This is a genomic window from Vibrio sp. PNB23_22_6, assembly GCF_052877535.1.
In genome coordinates, this window is record NZ_JBNFXP010000029.1 from 1 (window position 1) to 19,700 (window position 19,700).

The 19,700-nt window shown below is 44.9% G+C and carries 13 protein-coding genes; 6 read left to right on the top strand and 7 right to left on the bottom strand.

Annotated elements, in window-relative coordinates; all coding sequences use genetic code 11:
• Nucleotides 1-82 precede the first annotated feature (82 nt).
• A complete protein-coding gene (locus ACVA54_RS17420; protein ID WP_446649810.1) occupies nucleotides 83-181 on the top strand; it encodes a helix-turn-helix domain-containing protein in 99 nt (32 codons plus the stop codon).
• Nucleotides 182-317: 136 nt separating this feature from the next.
• Here the strand turns inward: ACVA54_RS17420 and ACVA54_RS17425 are convergent, their stop codons facing one another.
• The 4 genes from ACVA54_RS17425 to ltrA form a co-directional block, all read right to left on the bottom strand.
• The gene (locus ACVA54_RS17425; protein ID WP_446649811.1) at nucleotides 318-506 is read right to left on the bottom strand and encodes a transposase; all 189 of its coding nucleotides are present in this window, start codon (nucleotides 504-506) and stop codon (nucleotides 318-320) included.
• A gap of 67 nt (nucleotides 507-573) precedes the next feature.
• Nucleotides 574-1,248, bottom strand: coding sequence for a hypothetical protein (locus ACVA54_RS17430; RefSeq protein ID WP_446649786.1), 675 nt, complete (start codon nucleotides 1,246-1,248; stop codon nucleotides 574-576).
• Nucleotides 1,249-1,513: 265 nt separating this feature from the next.
• Complete coding sequence (locus ACVA54_RS17435) at nucleotides 1,514-3,520, bottom strand: hypothetical protein (protein ID WP_446649787.1); 2,007 nt, start codon at nucleotides 3,518-3,520, stop codon at nucleotides 1,514-1,516.
• Between the two features lie 367 nt (nucleotides 3,521-3,887).
• A complete protein-coding gene (ltrA, locus tag ACVA54_RS17440; RefSeq protein WP_446649788.1) occupies nucleotides 3,888-5,360 on the bottom strand; it encodes a group II intron reverse transcriptase/maturase in 1,473 nt (490 codons plus the stop codon).
• A 795-nt stretch (nucleotides 5,361-6,155) separates the two neighbouring features.
• On the opposite strand from ltrA, the gene ACVA54_RS17445 reads away from it, so the two are divergent.
• Complete coding sequence (locus ACVA54_RS17445) at nucleotides 6,156-8,738, top strand: AAA family ATPase (RefSeq protein WP_446649789.1); 2,583 nt, start codon at nucleotides 6,156-6,158, stop codon at nucleotides 8,736-8,738.
• Between the two features lie 402 nt (nucleotides 8,739-9,140).
• Here ACVA54_RS17445 and ACVA54_RS17450 read toward each other — a convergent pair whose 3' ends face one another.
• From ACVA54_RS17450 to ACVA54_RS17460, 3 genes are all read right to left on the bottom strand, one after another.
• Entirely contained in the window at nucleotides 9,141-10,889 is a 1,749-nt protein-coding gene (locus ACVA54_RS17450; protein WP_446649790.1) for a tyrosine-type recombinase/integrase, read from the bottom strand.
• Nucleotides 10,890-11,158: 269 nt separating this feature from the next.
• On the bottom strand, nucleotides 11,159-11,317 hold the full coding sequence (locus ACVA54_RS17455) for a hypothetical protein (protein WP_446649791.1): 159 nt from the start codon (nucleotides 11,315-11,317) through the stop codon (nucleotides 11,159-11,161).
• Between the two features lie 154 nt (nucleotides 11,318-11,471).
• Nucleotides 11,472-12,305: a hypothetical protein gene (locus ACVA54_RS17460; RefSeq protein ID WP_446649792.1), complete on the bottom strand. Its 834-nt coding sequence runs from the start codon at nucleotides 12,303-12,305 to the stop codon at nucleotides 11,472-11,474.
• A 208-nt stretch (nucleotides 12,306-12,513) separates the two neighbouring features.
• Here ACVA54_RS17460 and ACVA54_RS17465 point away from each other — a divergent pair, with 208 nt between their 5' ends.
• The 4 genes from ACVA54_RS17465 (at nucleotide 12,514) to ACVA54_RS17480 (ending at nucleotide 19,566) form a co-directional block, all read left to right on the top strand.
• The gene (locus tag ACVA54_RS17465) at nucleotides 12,514-12,858 is read left to right on the top strand and encodes a hypothetical protein (protein WP_446649793.1); all 345 of its coding nucleotides are present in this window, start codon (nucleotides 12,514-12,516) and stop codon (nucleotides 12,856-12,858) included.
• Nucleotides 12,859-12,995: 137 nt separating this feature from the next.
• Complete coding sequence (locus ACVA54_RS17470; protein WP_446649794.1) at nucleotides 12,996-15,038, top strand: type I restriction-modification system subunit M; 2,043 nt, start codon at nucleotides 12,996-12,998, stop codon at nucleotides 15,036-15,038.
• Nucleotides 15,038-16,348: a restriction endonuclease subunit S gene (locus ACVA54_RS17475; RefSeq protein ID WP_446649795.1), complete on the top strand. Its 1,311-nt coding sequence runs from the start codon at nucleotides 15,038-15,040 to the stop codon at nucleotides 16,346-16,348. The genes ACVA54_RS17470 and ACVA54_RS17475 overlap by 1 nt, the downstream gene beginning before the upstream one ends.
• Nucleotides 16,348-19,566, top strand: coding sequence for a type I restriction endonuclease subunit R (locus tag ACVA54_RS17480; RefSeq protein ID WP_446649796.1), 3,219 nt, complete (start codon nucleotides 16,348-16,350; stop codon nucleotides 19,564-19,566). Before ACVA54_RS17475 ends, ACVA54_RS17480 begins: the two co-directional genes overlap by 1 nt.
• Nucleotides 19,567-19,700: the final 134 nt, after the last annotated feature.

Below are 19,700 nucleotides of genomic sequence, written 5' to 3' on the forward strand. Positions count from 1 at the left end.
TTTTGCTGCTCATAAGCACCTCTCTATTAGTCATTTTGTCTAACTAAAAGGTGTCTATCAAGTCGGTGGCTATTCAAAGCAAATTTGTGAGCTAAGGGAGCAAGGACTTTCAATCCGCAAGATAGCAGCAGAATTAAAGTGTAACCCGTCGACGGTTCAGAGGGCATGCAAGCCAAGCTGAATATCATAAATCAAGACTTGAAACGAGAACTCTAGAGTGGGATACGTTAGATTTTCACTCGTGTGAATTACCTGCCGCACAAGTAGTTTGTTATTACCAGCACACGATTGGACAAAAAGCTTCTTAGAGTAATCACTTAAATTAGAAAGTTACGGATAAGTTTTGGTATGAGAAAGTCACTTGATGAAGTATTCAACTTCACTTGTGCAGATTGCACATTCATGGCTTGGGCTTCCTCAGTCACTGAGAAGTTTTGAGCTAGGACTAGTTGCGCTGCTTCTAACTTAAATTCTGCGCTAAAGAGTCGTCTTGTACGTTTTGTCATAGTGTCACCTGTTAACTAATGAGGCGACGAAATCACTTCTAACAAGGTGACCAAATTCACTGTGCCACTACAGTCCTCTTGTTCGGCATCTTCGTGAAAATATCCGCTTGAATGAAATAAATACGTGTAAAGCAAGAAACAATGGCACTAGATCAGTAATTAAGGGAATATAGGATACACCTGTTGGACTTCCTAATCTGTACTGGCACGCAGGTTTACTCTTGTTAAAGCTCGGAAACATCGTACATTTTGAGGCTGTAAAGTAGTCTACGGTTACAACACCGCGGCTGACTATCGGGTTTGTGTGGTAAGGTTGTTTCTTGAGGTTGTCATGGTCATAAATTTCACCGATATAGATAGTACCCAACAACCACACAAGGCAAAACACAGGGAAACATATAAACACTCGTCTCGTTACCTTTCCAACAACTAAGTTTGGGTGTTCTTTATCCTCTTCGAAAGGCATGGGGGGGCTGATGATTTTAGTGCCTTCCGTTGATTCACCAACGCTTTTGTAAAATTCACTCCAAACCCAAGCTAATATTCTTAACCCCACAAGTAAAGCGATACTCCCCAACAACGCACCCGATGCTCTCTCTGAGTGTAGCACTCCAATCCCTGGCACATCAATAACACTCCCGTCAATACCTGTGCTGACCAGAACATTCTGAAGTGAAAAAAGTGCCAACCAAACACCAACTACACTCCATAAATATGAAACAGCCGTAAGTGACAAATGCATTCCACTTCCTTCAATGTTATACACTTAATACTTAAACCTAATTGAAATTAGGGTTCTGTCGCGAATATTTCGGTCTTCAAGCCATAGCTAGAGAGTACTGAGCTTTAAGTACAACTAGGCTGCCAGATTCGTAGAACAGTTCCCAAGCAGGGGCCTAGAGTCATCTTGTGATACAGATAGTTCACTCTCATCCTGGTAACATCACTCCATACGACCTCAGGTCACACAGGCAGAAATAAGTTAGAAAAATGGTGATTAGACAATATTATTCAGCGTCTATTTGCCCAACAATAATCAACGATTTTGAGTTACTACTAACCTCAAAAATAGGACTGAGTTGACCTAGGTTAACTTTAGGTAAATCTAAAGGTTCAAACCCATCGAAGAGTTCAGCACCCACCTTGAATTCATCTTCAAACCTAGTACCAAAGGCTTTGGCCGCTTGAACGGGTATGGTCGCTGCGGCAATGATGGGACAGCGTATGTGATCCCCTAGGTCCCATGATTGCGTAAATACTGAAACCGGGTCAGGAACAAGTCTATACGGGATCTCTCCTGATTTACCCTTGTACTGAAGGCCAAACCCTTCATTGGTTTTAAGAAATTCGAGCGCTGATGTGATTTGAACTGGGGCACTTTGTATTGACGCAGTTAAGGTACCGTTAGGATAAGCCGGTAGAGGACAAGACAGTTTAGCAATACCGTCGGCTTCAAGCCTCATTGCATAATCTACGACAGCCTGACCTGTTAGTTTCCAAGTCATTGAAACACTTGATAGCGTCTCATTCACAGCAAAGTTTGTTAAGCAGGCTTTGACCGTCGCATCAAAATCAACGTTACCTTCAATGTGAGCGACGTCGTCACCTAGGGCCAGCACACCTTGGTAGGCAGTCTTTAAAGTCTCACAAGCGCCTTTCTCAATACCTTTCTCCGCTTCGCAAGCTACTCTCTTGGCCTCTTTTTCTAGTTCGCAGCCCGCTTTTTCTTGCGTCTTGATACGCTCACAGTCAGCTTTCCTGGCTGCTGCGTCTGCCTGGTAGAAGTTATTTTGAGCAACTTTAGCCACTTCACAAGCTGGGTCATTACCTCTTAAAATGCAACCTCCAAATGGGTTTCTCAATAGACAAGCATGACAGTTTCTAGTGTCTCTTTGGGCAACAAAGGTACAGTCGCGTTTCGGTGTGCAATCCATAGTCTGTCTGCAATCCCTATCTATAGTACAGTCAATTTCACTTGCTGGCGGTAAAGTAGCAGTTTCATTTATTGTTATCTGTTGAGGGGAATTGGTATTGGCCAAGAAACAAGCTTGCGATTGATTTAACAGGCTATTCAGGGTATTGGCCAAGAAACCACTGTTAAGTAAAACACGTACATCTGATGACTCAACATCATCATCGAAAGTGTCCTCCCATAGTGCCATATACCCTTTTCTGGCTATATCTAAACGATCATTAAATTGAACGGTGTCTTGAACAAGCATACTTTCCTCTTCAAGATCACTATCAATATAAGCTACGTCTAGCAGGGCTTTAAGAGAGTGTTCTTGCACCAGTATACTCAGACCATTAACAAAAAAAATGGATTCAAGATTATTAGATACCAAGCGTAATTGGTGCTCATCGGTACCTTCAAGTTCATCCGTCGGATTTTTGAAAAAGGGGTGTACCGGTATTTGAACATCGATATCAAGTTCATCTTTGAATTGGATTATTAGCCGATTTGCGAGGCTCATAACAGCCTCCGCCAGAGGTTTTGCAACGACTTCTGGATTAATATTCTTTGACGCGAGACTGATATTCGTCACTTCTAAACGCTCTACATAGGGCAAAACTCGTATATTCAGGAGAATCTCATTGTCTTCTTGCTTGAAGCTATCAACTAGCCCCGCTTTAAGAATAATATTGCCTTGAACGGTAGCTTCTGTGTTTTCAGGCAATAGGGTAATGGCCTTATCCATTGGCACTTTGGTTTGAAAGTCGAACTCAATTCTTATGAGTTGGTCATCACCGACGATTTTTACATCTGTAAAAAGCTCCTCTCTCCCTTCCATTGCCAAGATACCGCTTCGTAGTGCATCAAACCCTATTTCAACACCGATCGATGGATTCTTGATATTGTTAAGATTTGCAACTAAGCCATCAATAGCACGCTGACGTTGTTCATTTTCAGTAGCAGGTGGGAAGTTACTGTTAACTAAGGGTTCAAGCGGTTTACTGCAAGCTGCCAAGAGCATGATTAAAAGGATAGCGAAGAGGCAACTCAAAGATTTCATGCCAAGGACTCTGTTACATAAACCAACTATAAAGCTAGCCCTAGTATCTAGAGCCTTAAAAAGTAAAGGACCGTCAAGTTTTGTGCCTATGCCTATCATTTCTATATGCTGTCGTTAAAAGTAGATACACTTAAAGTAGCCTAATTTTGGCCTGACATTAGGAAATATATGCAAATTATAAAGGGATTTATCGGCCCCAAATCAAGCTAGCAAACTTTGGGGTATTTATGATTTACAAGCCCCGTCAGCACACATCTGTCGAGTAGACGACACTTGTTACCAAGTGCCGTCCCTCTAAGAACCGTACGTGCAACTTTCACTGCATACGGCTCAAGCCTCCACTAAGGCGTTATTGTTACCCAGCAGCTCACAAAGCAGTGGCAACAGGGTCAAACCATGAGTTACGACCTGTATTTTTCACCTTACGTTCATTGAGAAAACCTTCCCAAAAAGGATCGAACGGGTTCGCTTGACTCATGATTTTTACATGTCGCTTGATTGGCACTTGACCGATTTGAAACAGTCGGATCACGCCATACAGTCCATCCTTTTTAAACCAGCCATGGAAAATCCATTGCCCTTGATAGTTTAGAAAGTACTTGTGTGCGATCCATTTACGCCCCTTGTTTGGGTGACGCCTGACTGACCATCGCCATAACGCTAGAAACATCTGATGTCCAACATAGCCGATGGTTTGTTTAGCAACACAATGGCGATAGTAATTCGCCCATCCTCGTAGTTTTGGATTCATCATCTTGATGAGTTCGGCTACTGGGATTGTTGCGTGTTTTCTGATGAGGTCACGCATGTTTCGTAAGAATGATAATACGTTGGACTTACTCGGTTTAATGAGCAGTTTTCCTTTGTACTTTCTGGCGTTAAAGCCAAGAAAGTCGAAGCCATCATTAATATGAGTCACATGCGTTTTCTCTTCAGAAAGCGCTAAACCTCTTTCTTGTAAGAAAGCCATCAGTTGCGGCTTAATGTCATTCACTAGGACTTCCTTTGAAGACCCCGTGATAACAAAGTCGTCAGCATAACCTATAAAGTTTACTCTGCTGCCTGTCTTGCGAGCGATAGACTTAGTTAACTTTTCTAGTCCGACAAGAGTGAGCAACATCAGGGTGGGTGAAATTATCCCGCCTTGTGGTGTTCCCTCTGCCGTTTTGTAGAATAGCCCTTTGTCTATATAGCCACATTCCAGCCATTGCTTGAGCATCCTTTTGTCTGTCGGGACATTATCAAGTAGCCACTGGTGACCTATCTTGTCGAAACAAGCTTTGATATCCCCCTCAAGAACCCATTGTGCTGCTCCCTTTTTGCACAGGCATTTGAAGCACTGCTGTATTGCATCGGCTGCGCTTCGGTTAGGTCTAAAGCCATAGCTGTTAGGGTCGGCAATTGTTTCCGATATAGGTTCTAGTGCTAGAAGATGTAACGCTTGTTGCGCTCGGTCTATCATGCACGGGATACCTAATGGTCTAAGTTTGCCGTTTTTCTTCGGGATATAGATTCTTCTGAGCGGTTTGGCTCGATAGCCTTTTCTGCTCAGTAAGCTGACTGCCGCCATTCGACGTGCATCGGTGTTCCAGATGTCGCCGTCAATTCCTGGCGTTTTACTGCCTTTGTTTTGTGATACTCGACGAACAGCGAGAAGTTTTGCTGCTTTCGAGTGAGTCAGTATCCACTGTAGTGCTTTCGCCTTACCGTGCTTACCTTCTCGGATTGCTTTTGCAATGCGCATCTGGAGCCTTAACACATGGCGCTCAGCCGCTTTCCAGTCGATGGATTGCCATTGGGCGCTGCCAGAAGGGGCACTCACTTCATGAGAAGAGATCATCTGCGTTCCTTCTTAAATAAAGTTTTCCAAATCATCTTGCAATGGGAGACCAGTTGGAAGTGGGCACACTTTCGTGTCAGACATCCGTCTGTATCTGCATCATTACAATGCAGCATTCGCTTTTTCCAACCTCCTTTACCAGCACCGCTATCGGCTCTCTTCACAGACAGCTTTCCCGAAGGAACGATACTGGCTTACCGTGTTCCGCATGTCGCGCAATATCAGGGTAGATGCCCACTATAGTGCGAGGAGCCTATCGATCACGAAAGAGTATTGTCCAACCTCTTTCCTACTCCCATCGCCATTTGGCCACAGCGTATTAACCACTTCCGCTGCTTCACGTATAACGCACCTTACATGGATTCACTTTCGTTCATCATACTGATTCCCTAGCACTCACCCAATTCGTGGTTATCAGGAGGAGCATTCCCTCACGGTTCTGCTCCCGTTTGGCACAGTGCCAAACTTCGTTACATTGTCAGGCTCGCTTCTTTATTCAGAGCCTTAGGGTCGTCTGGTGATACAAACGGTTCACTCTTTTCGCGGTGAACAGCGCTTCATGCAACTTCACGTCGCACGGACAAAACTGTGTTAGTGGTTTTGCTAATTTAGTAAACCGTGGATTAACTTAGGTAAGTGAAAAGCCATCGAACCACGTTGAAAACGGCTTTAAAACATCCTTAAGAAGCGTCACAAATCCCACTCGTAAGCAACTAATTTTATAGTTTCCTTCGGTTAGTGTCTGTTATATTTCAATCCCCCGACTTTCTGCACCTTTCTTTTCTGAGTTACAGTATGACTGAAATTTACGCTCAAACACGCAATTGGCTCCTTTCACGCCCTAACTGGCAACAGGAGGCTGCGGAACGCCTCCTGAGTGGTACATATCTATCGGAAGAAGATATCAATCAACTTGCTGACTACGCTCAAACAGTGGAGGGACAAACTCCTTCAAACCATCGTATGTTCGCATCACTCGGTGTTGATCAGCATGCAAACACCCAACTTCTTTTAACTGGGATCAGCGATGTTTATGGCATGGAAAACCTTAAGGATGGTACTTCCATCGCCTTCCGTAAGCATGCACTCACGCTGGTTTTCGGCCATAACGGAGCAGGCAAGTCAACGTATACCCGGATCTTGCGCAAAGCGTCTGGTGCACCCAACGCGAAAAACTTGAAACCAAATGTATTTGAAGTTGCGCCTGCTAGACAGTCGTGCGTTCTTCATTACAGCAAAAGTGGTAACGTGCTTTCCACCGAGTGGAAATCTAACGCCACGCCATTAGCAGATTTGGCCCCGATCGATGTCTTTGATTCAGATGTGGCAACCAATTATCTGACGCAAAGAACTTCCTCCCCCTTCACACCAAGACTGGTTGCATTTTTTGAAGAGCTTGCTAATGTCACTGACCGGGTGAAAAGTTGTATCTTACAAAAAGTCACCGCACTGGAGGCAACGAACAAACTTCCAGCCCTCCCAACACAATTCATTTCAACTCAAATAGCGAATCACCTGAAATCGCTTAAGGCAGAATCTGACGACGCAGCGGTTGCGAACCTATTTTTCTGGAGTGATGCACACCAAACAGAACTTAACGCTATCGTTGCTCGGTTAAACACCGCCAACCCTGCCGAGGCTGCGCAGCAGAAACGAGCCTTACGGCAGGAGGTCTTGAAGCTTCATACTACGCTCAGCACGATCCAACGATCGTATGATACTGAGGCGCTCACTGAAATAAGAAGGCTCCGCCAGGCAGCAGTTGATGCTAGACGTGCGGCCAGCGAGGCAACGCGGTTCACCACCTCGAACTTTCCTGAGGTTGGTAGTGGAACATGGCATGCGATGTGGGAAGCGGCGCGGGCTTTTTCTGTCAGTGTGAGGCCAGAACATGCATTTCCGATGACTAATCCCGGTGACCATTGCGTTCTTTGTCATCAACCGCTCACCGTGGATGCAGCTAGCCGACTCCAGGAATTTGAACGTTTCGTTCAGGGGCAACTTGAGACTGCCGCCAAGAGCGCTGAAAAAGCGTACTTGGACACGTTGAACCATCTTCCAAACTTCCTTGAACCAGACCAGGCTGTAACGCTTTGCCGGGCTGCAGGATTAGAAACTCAGGAGTGGCAGGATTATCTTCGTGGAATACTGGAGCTTTGCCAATCCAATAAAGCTGCTCTGCGAGCCCATGAGTGCTCATCACTGGCGGCAGACCCTAATGCAAAAGAGACGATCCAGAGCTTAAGTAACTACATAACACAGCTAGGCAATGAAGCCATTCAGCTTGATGGAGATGCTGCGGGGTTTGATCGTACTGCTGTGGTTCGCCATAGGACTGAGCTCGAAGCCCGTCACTGGGCAAGCCAAATCCTGCCATCTGTATTTGTTGAATTGGCAAGGCTTCGCCAAATCGCTGATTTGAGGGAAGTTGCCGGAGCCATCAGCACCAGAGAAATCTCGATTCGAAGCGGCGTCGTTGGTGCACAGTTAATTACTCAGGCGTATATCGAACGCTTCAACGCCGAGCTTGCTTTACTCAATGCTGCTCATATTCAAGTCGAATTTGAAAAGAAAAACGATAAAGGAAAAATCTCCCACCGCATTCGACTAAAGAACGCTAATGGTAACCATGCGCTAGAGTCGGTATTGAGTGAAGGGGAACGTCGGATTGTCGCATTAGCTGCATTTATCGCTAATGTCTTGGATCGACCACAGGTATCGCCGTTCATCTTCGATGACCCAATCAGCTCACTTGACCACAAGTACGAAGAGGCTGTTGCGGCGCGACTGACAGCACTGGCAAACGAAAGACAGGTTATTGTCCTAACTCACCGCCTGTCTTTAATTGGCGCCTTTGATGAAAGTGCAGATACGCTCGGTCAAGATTGGAAGAAGTCAAACTTTCATCAACAAAGCATTGCAGCTTTCAACGGGAAAGCAGGCATCCCACTCGAAGTGGAGTGTTGGGCGACGAACGTTGGGACAAGTATCGATCTTCTTCAAAAACGTCTGAATCGAGCAGCCGATCTCGGTCAGACTGACCCGGGCATCTATTATCAACTTGCGCAAGGCGTCTGCAGTGAGTACAGAAAGCTGCTGGAGCGATGTGTCGAAGATGTGTTGCTGTCAGGGGTGGTTAAGCGTCACCGTCAGAGCGTGACGACTCAAAACAAGTTGCAGTTTCTGTCAGCCATCGACATGGGGGATTGTCAGTTTATCGACGAGAAAATGTCCGAGTTCTCCCATTTTGAGCACAGCCAATCTCTGGAGCGGGCAGGAGCGGTACCGGAACCTGACGTAATGAAAAGTCACTTGAACGATCTTCGAGTGTGGATCGCTGCTTTCAAGCAGAAACTTAAAGAATTGAAGTCACAATAAGTCAGCATGAAAAGAGAAAAGCCACCCTCCTATAAACTAAAATAGCGTCTATTTAAGAGTGAGTGACAGATCTTTATATACGACTGGTTAGATGCCAAACAACAGCGTACACGCCATATAATGGTGTGTACGTTTTTTATCCATAATAGATTAGTAATGTGATGTTTCTTAGATACTTTCACTCGTCCTTAATTTAAGGGATTTAAGAAATCACGACATATCAAATACTGATGCTTAGCGATTACAGGTACCTTTGCTGGAAACAGCAGCTATTAATCGAATAAGACTTGTTAGGGCAAACTCTTATAAACAGGATGTGAATGAGCTTTTAATCTAGATGGTAATGGGGCAAAACGCGCTGAGGGTCGTTCTCAGCGCGCTGTCGTTAACTTAATGTGTGTCTTACTTGCGGGCTAAGAAGCGTTCGTAGGAAATCCCATTCAGGTCAACACCAAAGTCCAAGCTGTCCATGCCTTGTTTCATTTGTTGTAAGCGCGCTTTGAGCGCTTCGCCGGAAACACGGTCGGGGTGGACGTACGTTTCAGTCGCGCCTTCTGGCTCCTCATAGAGCACACCAATCTTTTTAAGATCGCTGGTGTGTCCAACGATCATCTTGAGCGTGTACAACGGTAACTGGGATTCGCGCCACTTCGTCATAAAGCCATGACGAAAGCTGTGAAACTTCAGCGTTTCTTTGTCGGAGGGGTTCGCTACCCCGCACTTGTGCAGATAGCCTTCCAGTCGAGGAGACCCATCTTTCAGTTTACCGTTAATATTGCGGTTAAAAAACTGGCCGATGCGGTTGCTGTATTCTCCGCCTTTTTTCGTCAAGGTCGGGAACAGGCTCGATTGAAGATCACCGCCATGCTCCTTTAGAAGTGCCTCACGATAGCGCAGCAAGCCCATCTCTATCAGGCGCTCTGGAATAGGGAAGGTGCGCACCCCCGCGTCCGTTTTGCTTTTTTCGATCTGGATACACCAGATCCCTTCTTTGTTAACGAGGCTACCAAGGCGCAGTGAGCCGATCTCTTCCGAGCGCATGCCGGTGAGCAGGGCAATCAACGGGATCCAGAACTGCCAAACATAGCCTTTTTCCCTCGGTATTTTCTGATCCCCGTAGAGGTAGCCATCAATGAACAGCCTCGCTAAGTCGTCGGGCAGGAAGTTAACCACTTCTTTCTCGGTCTCTTTTTTGCGCTTTTTGGACGTGTTGAGCACGGATTTGAGATCATCTTTGAGGTAATGCTCGTTTTTGGCCCAGTCTAAAAACACGCGTACGTGCTTGAAGTGACTGTCGATGCCTGAGCCAGAGAGCGTGGGACCTTGCCACTCGTCAATAACGCGCTCAAACCAAATGGGGCGCTCGGTGACGTCTTGGGGCAGCTCAAAGCCCTGTTTATCGAAATTACGCGGAATGCGATGGATCAACTCGCGATAGTGGCGCAGGCGTGCAGGGGTCAGTTCAGACCAAGGCAGCTCGTGGCCCACGATGTCGAGAAAGCGCATCAAATAGCTCTGACGGGCTTCTTGGGTGTGTTTACCCTGAACGGTGTGCTGCTCTTCATAACGCAGGAAACGCTGCACGTACTCGCGCAGGCGCTCTGTCGCTGCAGCAGACTGACTGGTCATCTCAGCTTGCCTAGGCGCGTATTTCTGGCGCGTCGTACTCAGTGACATGACGGGGCGTACCGCGTCGTGCACTGGGTGGGATTGTAGCATTCGTAACTCCTCCACCGCGCCGGTTAGGCGCTGGTTTTGTTCCTTGAGTCGTTGATTTTCCTCGGTCAGTGAGTCAATTGAGCGTTGCTGTTTGATACGCTTGGAATGCATGTCAAAGATGACATCATTTTTTCTCACGACCTCCTCTTTTAGACGATTTTTTTCTTTCCAATGTGTCATTTTGAGTTTTAACTCGTCCAAGGTCACGTTGGAGTCTCCTTTCAGTACGTCCATATGCAAGGCACCACGTAAGGCTCGGGCGTGTGGGTAAAGCTGCATGTAGCGCTCTAACGCCAGTGTCTTGTCTCTGGTGCCCAAAGAAAGGGTCAGCTCCTTGGGAGCATTGGGGAGGGAACGAACCGCGGAAGTGAAGATCAGGCGAAAGTAATACACGCCATAGCGGTTTTGCATCAAATGAGGGAAATGCTTCATTGTTCGTGACACCATTTCGTGTCACCGGTTCCATCCGCCAGATAAGATAAAGGCCCGATTTATGTTTATAAATCAGGCCCTTATCTGAAATGGTGGAGCTGGCGGGAGCCTAACCCTCTCGCCTTGCAAGCCGTTGATTTCATTGATTTAGGTTGTTTGTGTTTATCAATGAAATCTAATTAGTACCGTATCTTAGTACCATTTTTTCATAGCATCAAGGTTGGCTTCGGTTCAGCTCCCTATTTGGGAGTTGAACCGAGGTTTGGGCTTTACATATTCACCTTCTGTTTCTTTTTCTGTCGAGCTACACGCTCAGCCATCGCAGCTTGAAATTTTTTCGTTTTCTCGACTCTTGCTATCAGAGTGCGTTTATAAGCTTTAATTTTTCCTGCATCTTGCTCTTTTCCCTCAAGAAAAATTTTGATCATGGCATCAGTCCAGTTGCGGCACTGCTTTAATCCAGTTTTTGAAATCCATGTTTTGTGCCAGATTTGGCTAAGGTGTTCACGCTGTTGGCGACCATAGTCACGTCTTTCTGATTCCGAGTAGCGGTGCCACTTTCCGTTGTAATAAGGTATATCGTTAAATAATTTCGTTTTTAATTTTATTTATATTTTCTATTTGTGTTGGTGACGTATTTTTTATTTTTAGTTCTTCATACGTTTTCAGTAGTCTATTTTTCTGCCGCTTCAATTGTCTCTCGTTACGCACTTCTTTTGCTTTCAACCACTTATCAAACTGTGTCTGCATCTGCTTGATGAGTTTTTCTATCTCTAATGCTTCAGTCGCTTTTTGATGTTGATATTGCCAAGTTGATAGTCTACGACCTTTTTCTATTTCGACTGATTCGTAAGTGCGATGATCGACCCCAACATGCTTAAGCATTGATTGATTGAATACTTGCTTTATTAGCTTTGTTGCTTTTTTTTGCTGGAGTTCCTTGAGAACTCGGTTGCAAACTACTTTACCGACAATTAGATGCACATGATCGCCACTGCCTTTATTGCCATCCTGAGCTTGCTGGTGCAATACAGCCCGAATTTGTTGTCTATATTGAGCGAACTCAGATTTATTCAGTTTGCAGAGCTTCGACAGTGCTAAACAGCAATCTTTTGCTATTGATTGCCATTGCTCCGTAGACGGACGGTAGCCTTTTGGTAATGTTAGGCAATACTCCATAGCGTAGCTCGATAATGGGCGACCGCCTCTGCGGTTATTTAGTTGTTGATTAAGCCTGAATTGTTCGCCTGCAAGAGCAATTCGGTTGGAGGTGCCAGCACAGCCAAAGAGTGATACGAGGTCTTCGGTGCATTTGTGGTTCGCATGTGTTTTATTGAGTAAGTAGCGTTCGCGCATCATTACGCCATCAGTACCGAGGCGTACTGGTTGTGTTGTTACAGTCCAGTTTTTAAGCATGAGATATGTTTTCTATAAACATAGAAAATTATTTTCTCGAATTCAAACAACTTAAAATCAACTGGTTATGCGGGGTGGTGGTTCCAGATAGGACAACGCTTCGCATTGTCACTGGCAAGAAGGGAGACCCTTCTTGACTACCCCTTCTTCAAAAAAATGCCATCGTTTGAATAAAGAAAAAATAATTATTACTCTTTAAATAAACGTTATGAAGAAAGAAATTTCGGCTGCAGTTTTAATCCAACTTTTGTGTGATTTAGAAGATCTTGAAATCACTAGTCTTGAGAGCTTAGTGCTTGAAGGAGCAATGAATGCTGGTTTTATTACCGAGGGTGATTCAGTGAAGAATCTTTACAGACGAGCTTGGATTAAAAAAGTGACTGAGCACGCTAATGATGCTTATAAGTTAGAAGATGTCGCAACTGGTGAAAATTTGGCTACTACGATCGAGAACGTAAAAGCACTATTGAAAGCGAGGGAGACTAAAGTTAATGACATCTTGGAGTTACTCGCTAAACAAGTATTAGATGCAACCCCAACGTACAAAAGCTAGTTTGATTTAATTTTGGCTTTAAATTCGATTCATTTATTTCAAGCGTCCGTAAGGGCGCTTTTTTGTTTCATGTCGCTGTCTCTATGAGATCGGTAGGGTATAATCTCCCCAATTTTCGTCAGATTAACTACAGAACTATGACCAACAACAACTTCTCTTCAACAGCCGCATTCCTTTGGTCGGTGGCTGACCTCCTACGTGGTGACTTCAAACAATCTCAATACGGTCGCATCATCTTACCGTTCACACTGCTAAGACGCCTTGAGTGTGTACTAGAAGAAACCAAGCCAGAAGTGATTGCTAAGTTTGAAGCAGTAAAAGCTATGCCAGTAGAAGCGCAAGAAAAGCTCCTGACGCACACCGCAAAGCTAAGTTTCTACAACACCTCAAAGATGGACTTAAACCGCCTTGGTGAAACAGGTGTCGCAAGCAACCTAGAGAGTTACATTCAGTCATTCAGCCCTAACGCTCGCGAAATCTTCGAGCACTTCGACTTCTTCAACACCATCGATAAGCTTGAGGAAGCAGATCTGCTTTACAAAGTCGCTAAACGCTTTGCAACCACAGACCTACACCCAAACACTATTAGCAACTACGGCATGGGTTTAGTGTTTGAAGAGCTGATCAGACGCTTTGCAGAAAGCTCAAACGAAACAGCGGGTGAACACTTTACCCCAAGAGACATCGTTCGCCTGACTACATCACTGGTATTCAGCGATGATGATAAAGTGCTAACCCAATCAGGCTTAGTGCGCTCTATCTATGACCCTACAGCGGGTACAGGTGGTTTCCTATCTTCAGGTATGGAGTATGTTCACGAGCTAAACGAAAAGGCATCACTATCGGCATTTGGTCAAGAGCTTAACCCTGAGTCTTACGCTATCTGTAAAGCAGATATGCTTATCAAAGGGCAGAAAGTCGATAACATCAAGCTAGGTAACACCCTATCAAACGACCAACTGCGTACCGAGAAGTTTGACTACATGCTGTCTAACCCACCATTCGGTGTAGATTGGAAGAAGATTCAAAAGCACATCAACGATGAACACAACGAGAAAGGTTTTGAGGGACGCTTTGGTGCGGGTCTACCTCGTGTATCTGATGGTTCACTGCTGTTCTTGATGCACCTTGTTAGCAAAATGCGCCCACAGCATGAGGGTGGATCTCGTATTGGTATCATCCTTAACGGCTCGCCACTGTTTACAGGTGGTGCGGGCAGTGGTGAGAGTGAGATTCGTCGCTACATCCTAGAGAACGACCTACTTGAAGCGATTGTCGCTCTACCTACCGATATGTTCTACAACACGGGTATCGCTACCTATATATGGATTCTATCAAGCCATAAGCCAGAACACCGCAAAGGCAAGGTTCAGTTAATCAATGCATCAAAAGAGCGTGCTAAAGCTGGTGGTCGAGGCCGCAGCGGTGGTGCTGAAATTGAGGGTAATGACGAGCATGTATTCTACTCAGCAATGCGTAAGTCTCTTGGCAGTAAGCGTAAAGAGCTAACCGAAGAGAGTATCGAGACTATCGTAAAAACCTACGGTCAATTTGCTGAGAACGGTTTTAGTAAGCTATTTGACTACAAAGAGTTTGGCTACCGCAGAATCACGGTTGAACGTCCACTGCAACTGGCTATCTATCCAAAAGATGAAGCTCGCCTAGAAGTCCTGCAAACTGATAAAGCATGGGCGAAACTAGATGAAGCACTACAGCAAGCAGTTCTTGATGCACTAACTTCCTTTGATGAAGAGAAGCTGCTATCTCGTGACATCTTCAATAACACCCTAACAGCAAAGCTAGCACCAGCGAAACTCAGTGCCACACAATTAAAACTTATCGTGAAGCACCTTGGCGAACACGATGATGCAGCAGAAGTATGTAAGACCAAAGGCAAGGTAGAAGCCAACCCCGACCTACGTGATAACGAGAACGTACCGCTAACTGAAACCGTTGAAGATTACTTTGCTCGTGAAGTGTTGCCACATGTTCCAGACGCTTGGATTGATGAAAGCAAGACCGATGAAAAAGATGGTGAAGTGGGTATTGTGGGTTATGAAATTCCATTTAACCGTCACTTCTATGTGTACGAGCCTCCAAGAGCGTTAGAAGCAATTGATGCGGATTTGGATGCAGTATCGGCTGATATTATGCAGTTGCTTCAAGAGGTACATTCGTAATGACTGGGCGTTATAAAGCTTATAGCGAGTATAAAGATTCTGGGATAGAGTGGCTAAAGGACATGCCGTCTCATTGGGAATTAATTAGAGCAAAGCATCTCTTTCAGAGGGTTCAACGTCCAGTTCGACCTCAGGATGGAATCGTAACAGCATTTCGTGATGGCGAGGTGACGTTAAGAAGCAACCGTAGAACTGATGGATTTACAAATGCAGCCAAAGAAATTGGTTATCAAGGCGTTAGAAAAGGCGACTTGTTAGTTCATGCTATGGATGGTTTTGCGGGCGCAATTGGGATTAGTGATTCTGATGGCAAATGTTCACCAGTATGTTCTGTATGCATCCCAAGAAAGAGCCATATGGTTGATCCAACATATTTTGGGTACCTTGTTCGTCAATTAGCAGTAACGGATTACATAACATCTTTAGCAAAAGGCATTCGAGAAAGATCTACAGAGTTTAGGTTTGCTGAATTTGCCAGCCTTTTTCTAGCTGCTCCACCAAAGGAAGAACAAAAAAAAATCGCTAACTTCCTCGATCACGAAACAGCCAAGATCGACGCCTTAATCACCAAGCAAGAAAAGCTGATTGAGCTGTTAAAAGAAAAACGCCAAGCGGTGATTTCTCACGCTGTAACCAAAGGACTTAATCCGCAAGCACCTATGAAAGATTCTGGTGTGGAATGGTTGGGTGAAGTACCTGAGCATTGGAAAGTGGCGAATATTGGACGAATCTCTGAAGTTAAAAGAGGGTCGGGTTATCAGAATATTGATATGGAGGTTGGTGACAACACAAGTATTAAAATGCTTCGTATCTCAGATATGCACGCGATCAAACCTGCATTAATCGTAAAAAATAATGAAGTAGTTAAGTTTACTGTATCTGCTGGGGATATTCTGGTTGCGGGAACAGGAGCTACAGCAGGCATAAGTATGGTAGTACCACCAGAGTGTTCGGGGTGGGTTCACAGCTATAACTCGATTAAAGTCAAAGTTAAATCAAATGTAGCAGAAAGTGAGTTTGTGCAACTATTTTTAACAAGTGATTACATATCTAAACTACTGGACGTATCGTTTGTTGGTTCAGCACAACCGTTTGTTGATACTAATGGTTTGAAAAAACTAAGAGTTCTCTTACCACCAAAATCGGAACAAAAATTTATTGTAAATCAACTCAAGGAAAAGTTACTGCGTTTAGATGCTGTATCAAGTAGAGCAGAATCACTTATCTCTTTAATGAAAGAACGCAAAACAGCCCTTATCTCAGCAGCAGTAACAGGCAAGATTGACGTACGTGATTGGGAGGTCAACTGATGTCAGATGCAGCACAGGAAAAAGTTTTTCAAAACGACATCCTTGATCAAATGCAGTCTCACGGTTGGCTGGTGGGTGAGTCAAACAAGTACAACAAAGAGCTAGCTTTATACACCGAAGACGTCATTGCCTTTGCTAAGCAATCGCAATCTGAACAATGGGACAAGCTAGCCAAGCACTACCCAGAGACCGAACGCAACCCAAAGGCTACAGCAGATGCACTACTAAAGTCATTAGAGCGAGAGCTAAAAAGCAAAGGGACGCTTTGGGTTTTGCGTAACCAAGTGAAAGATCGTGGTGCGAAGTTTAACTTTTGTAGCTTTAAGCCAGACCACGATCTAAACCCAGATGCTACCGCTCGCTATGAACAAAACATTCTGCGAGTTGTGCCTGAGCTAGTGTACTCGCCTAATGGCTATGATGGTCGCCTAGATTTAACGCTGTTCGTTAATGGTATTCCTGTCGCTACCTGTGAGCTGAAATCTGAATTTAAGCAGTCGATAGACAACGCCAAAGTTCAATACATGAAAGACAGGCAGCCAAAAGACCCAGCAACCAATAAGCCAGAGCCGCTATTAACCTTTAAGCGTGGTGCATTGGTTCACTTTGCGGTGAGCCAGTACAACGTAGCAATGACCACTCGCCTAAATGGTAAAAGCACATTCTTCCTACCGTTTGACCAAGGTACGAGTGATGGTGGTGCGGGTAATGAGCAGCCTCAGAACGAAAGCGAATACGCTACCGCTTACCTCTGGAATGAGATCTTTCAGAAAGACAATCTATTACTGATTCTTGGTCGCTATATTCACCTAGAAGTGAAAGAAGAAGAGCAACTAGATGGCTCAATCAAGACCAAAGAAACTATGATTTTCCCTCGTTATCACCAGTGGGCGGTAGTATCAACGCTACTGAACACGGTCGATATGGAGGGAACAGGTAACAAGTACCTGATTCAACACAGTGCTGGCTCAGGTAAATCTAACTCGATTGCTTGGTTATCCCATCAACTGGCATCAAAGCATTACTACACCGATCACCCAGAGCTAAGTAAGCAAACAGGTGATAAGGTGTTTGACTCGGTTATTGTTATCACTGACCGAACGGTACTGGATAGCCAACTGCAAGACACCATCTATCAGTTCGACCATAACGAGGGCATGATTGCTCGTGTGAACCGAGAAGAGGCGCAAGGCAGCAAGTCTAGCCAATTAGCAGGAGAGCTAAAGGCAAGCACCTCGATCATCATCGTAACCATTCAAACATTCCCTCATGTGCTTGAAGCCATCCGTAAAGACTCAACACTTGCAGGTCGTAGTTATGCGGTGATTGCCGATGAAGCACACTCAAGCCAAACAGGTACAACCGCTCGCAAGCTCCGTGAAGTGCTAATGGCTGAACAGCTAGAGGGTGATGAAGAATTAGATAGTGAAGATATGCTGCGCTTGTCTCTTGAAGCTCGTAAAGGCTCAAACAAGATCAGCTACTTTGCATTCACAGCAACACCAAAAGGTAAAACCCTTGAACTATTTGGTCGCCCTGAAGATCCAGACGCACCACTAAGCGATGACAACAAGCCATTGCCTTTCCATGTCTACTCGATGCGCCAAGCGATTGAAGAGGGTTTCATTCTCGATGTTCTGCAAAACTACACCAGTTATCGAGTTGCCTACCAATTAGCACACGACAACCCAGCGTCAGACCAAGAGGTAGACAGCAAGAAAGCCGCAACCAAGATGGCGAAGTGGGTTCGTTTGCATCCGCATAATATCGCCCAGAAAGTAGAAACCATCATTGAGCATTTCAATAGCAAGATTAAGCACTTGTTAGGTGGTGAGGCAAAAGCGATGGTTGTCACCAGTAGCCGTTTAGAAGCGGTGCGCTACAAGCTTGCCTTTGAAAAGTATGTCGAGAGCAAAGGCTACGAGAACGTGAATGCGATGGTGGCGTTCTCTGGTGAGGTCAATGACCCAAACTTACCCGAAGAGCAGTTCACCGAAAAGACCATGAACCCTAAGCTCAATGGTCGAGATATGCGTAAAGCGTTTGATACTGCTGATTATCAAGTGATGCTGGTGGCGAACAAGTTCCAGACGGGTTTTGACCAACCTAAGCTGGTGGCAATGTATGTCGATAAACCACTAAAAGGCGTTGAGTGTATTCAGACGCTTTCACGATTAAACCGAACCTGTAAGGGCAAAGATAAGACATTCGTTCTCGACTTTGTGAATGACCCAGAAGAGATTTTGAATGAGTTTAAGGTTTACTTCCAAACTGCTGAGCTAGCTGGCGTATCCGACCCGAACATTGTTTATGACTTAATGAATAAGCTTGCGGAAACGGGGATCTACCAATGGTACGAGGTTGAGTCTTTCGTTGAAGCCTACAACAGCAAACAAGCGAACCAAGCAAAGCTCGCTAACCTTTGTAAGCCAGCCGTAGACCGCTTTACGGTTCGCTATAAAGAAGCTACGCAGGTTCTTCAATCCACGCAAGCCGAGCTGTCTAAAGCCAAGCTCGAAAAGAACGACAAGGCGATAAAGTATTGCGAGAACCTAGTCAAGAACGCCAAAGAAGCACGAGATATTCTTGAGGTATTTAAGAAAGACCTAATCTCGTTCTACCGCTACTACGAGTTCACTTCACAGATCGTAGACTTCGATGACTTTGAGCTAGAAAAACTAAGTGTATTCGCTAAGCATCTACACCCATTACTTCGCCTAGATGTTGTTGAGGATGATGTAGACCTATCAGATGTTGTAATGACTCACTACCGCCTACACGAACAGCGTGAAGCCGACTTGCAACTAGGCTACAAAGTAGGTGAAGAGCAGAAACATTACCTTGCTCCAGCCAAAGAGGGTTCAGGCGCAACACCAAAAGACCCGAAAACCGAGCTACTAAACGAAATCATCGAACGCATGAATGACTTGTTTATCGAAGATGGGTTATCAGAAAACGATATGCTCAACTACGCAAACACCATCATGGGTAAGGTTGCCGAGAACGAAGTAGCAATGGATCAAGTGAAGAACAACACCAAAGAACAAGCGATGTTAGGTCAATTCCCAGAAGCGATTCAAACCGCCATTATTGAGAGTATGGAAACCCATAATGAAATGGCGATGAAAGCGTTGTCTGAGGAGTTGGTTTCAAAGGGGATTGCGAGCTTGGTGTTTGATATGCTGGTGAAAGGGGGAGGGAAGTCAGCAGAGCGTTAATCGCTTATTTTCGAAGGCTGGTATAAATTCAGCCTTTATTCATTTTCAATCAATATACATTCAGATTTGTGGCTGAAAGAAAAATAGTAGAAAGTGACTTAGATCTTTTAATCTAACAAATAATTGTCCAGAAA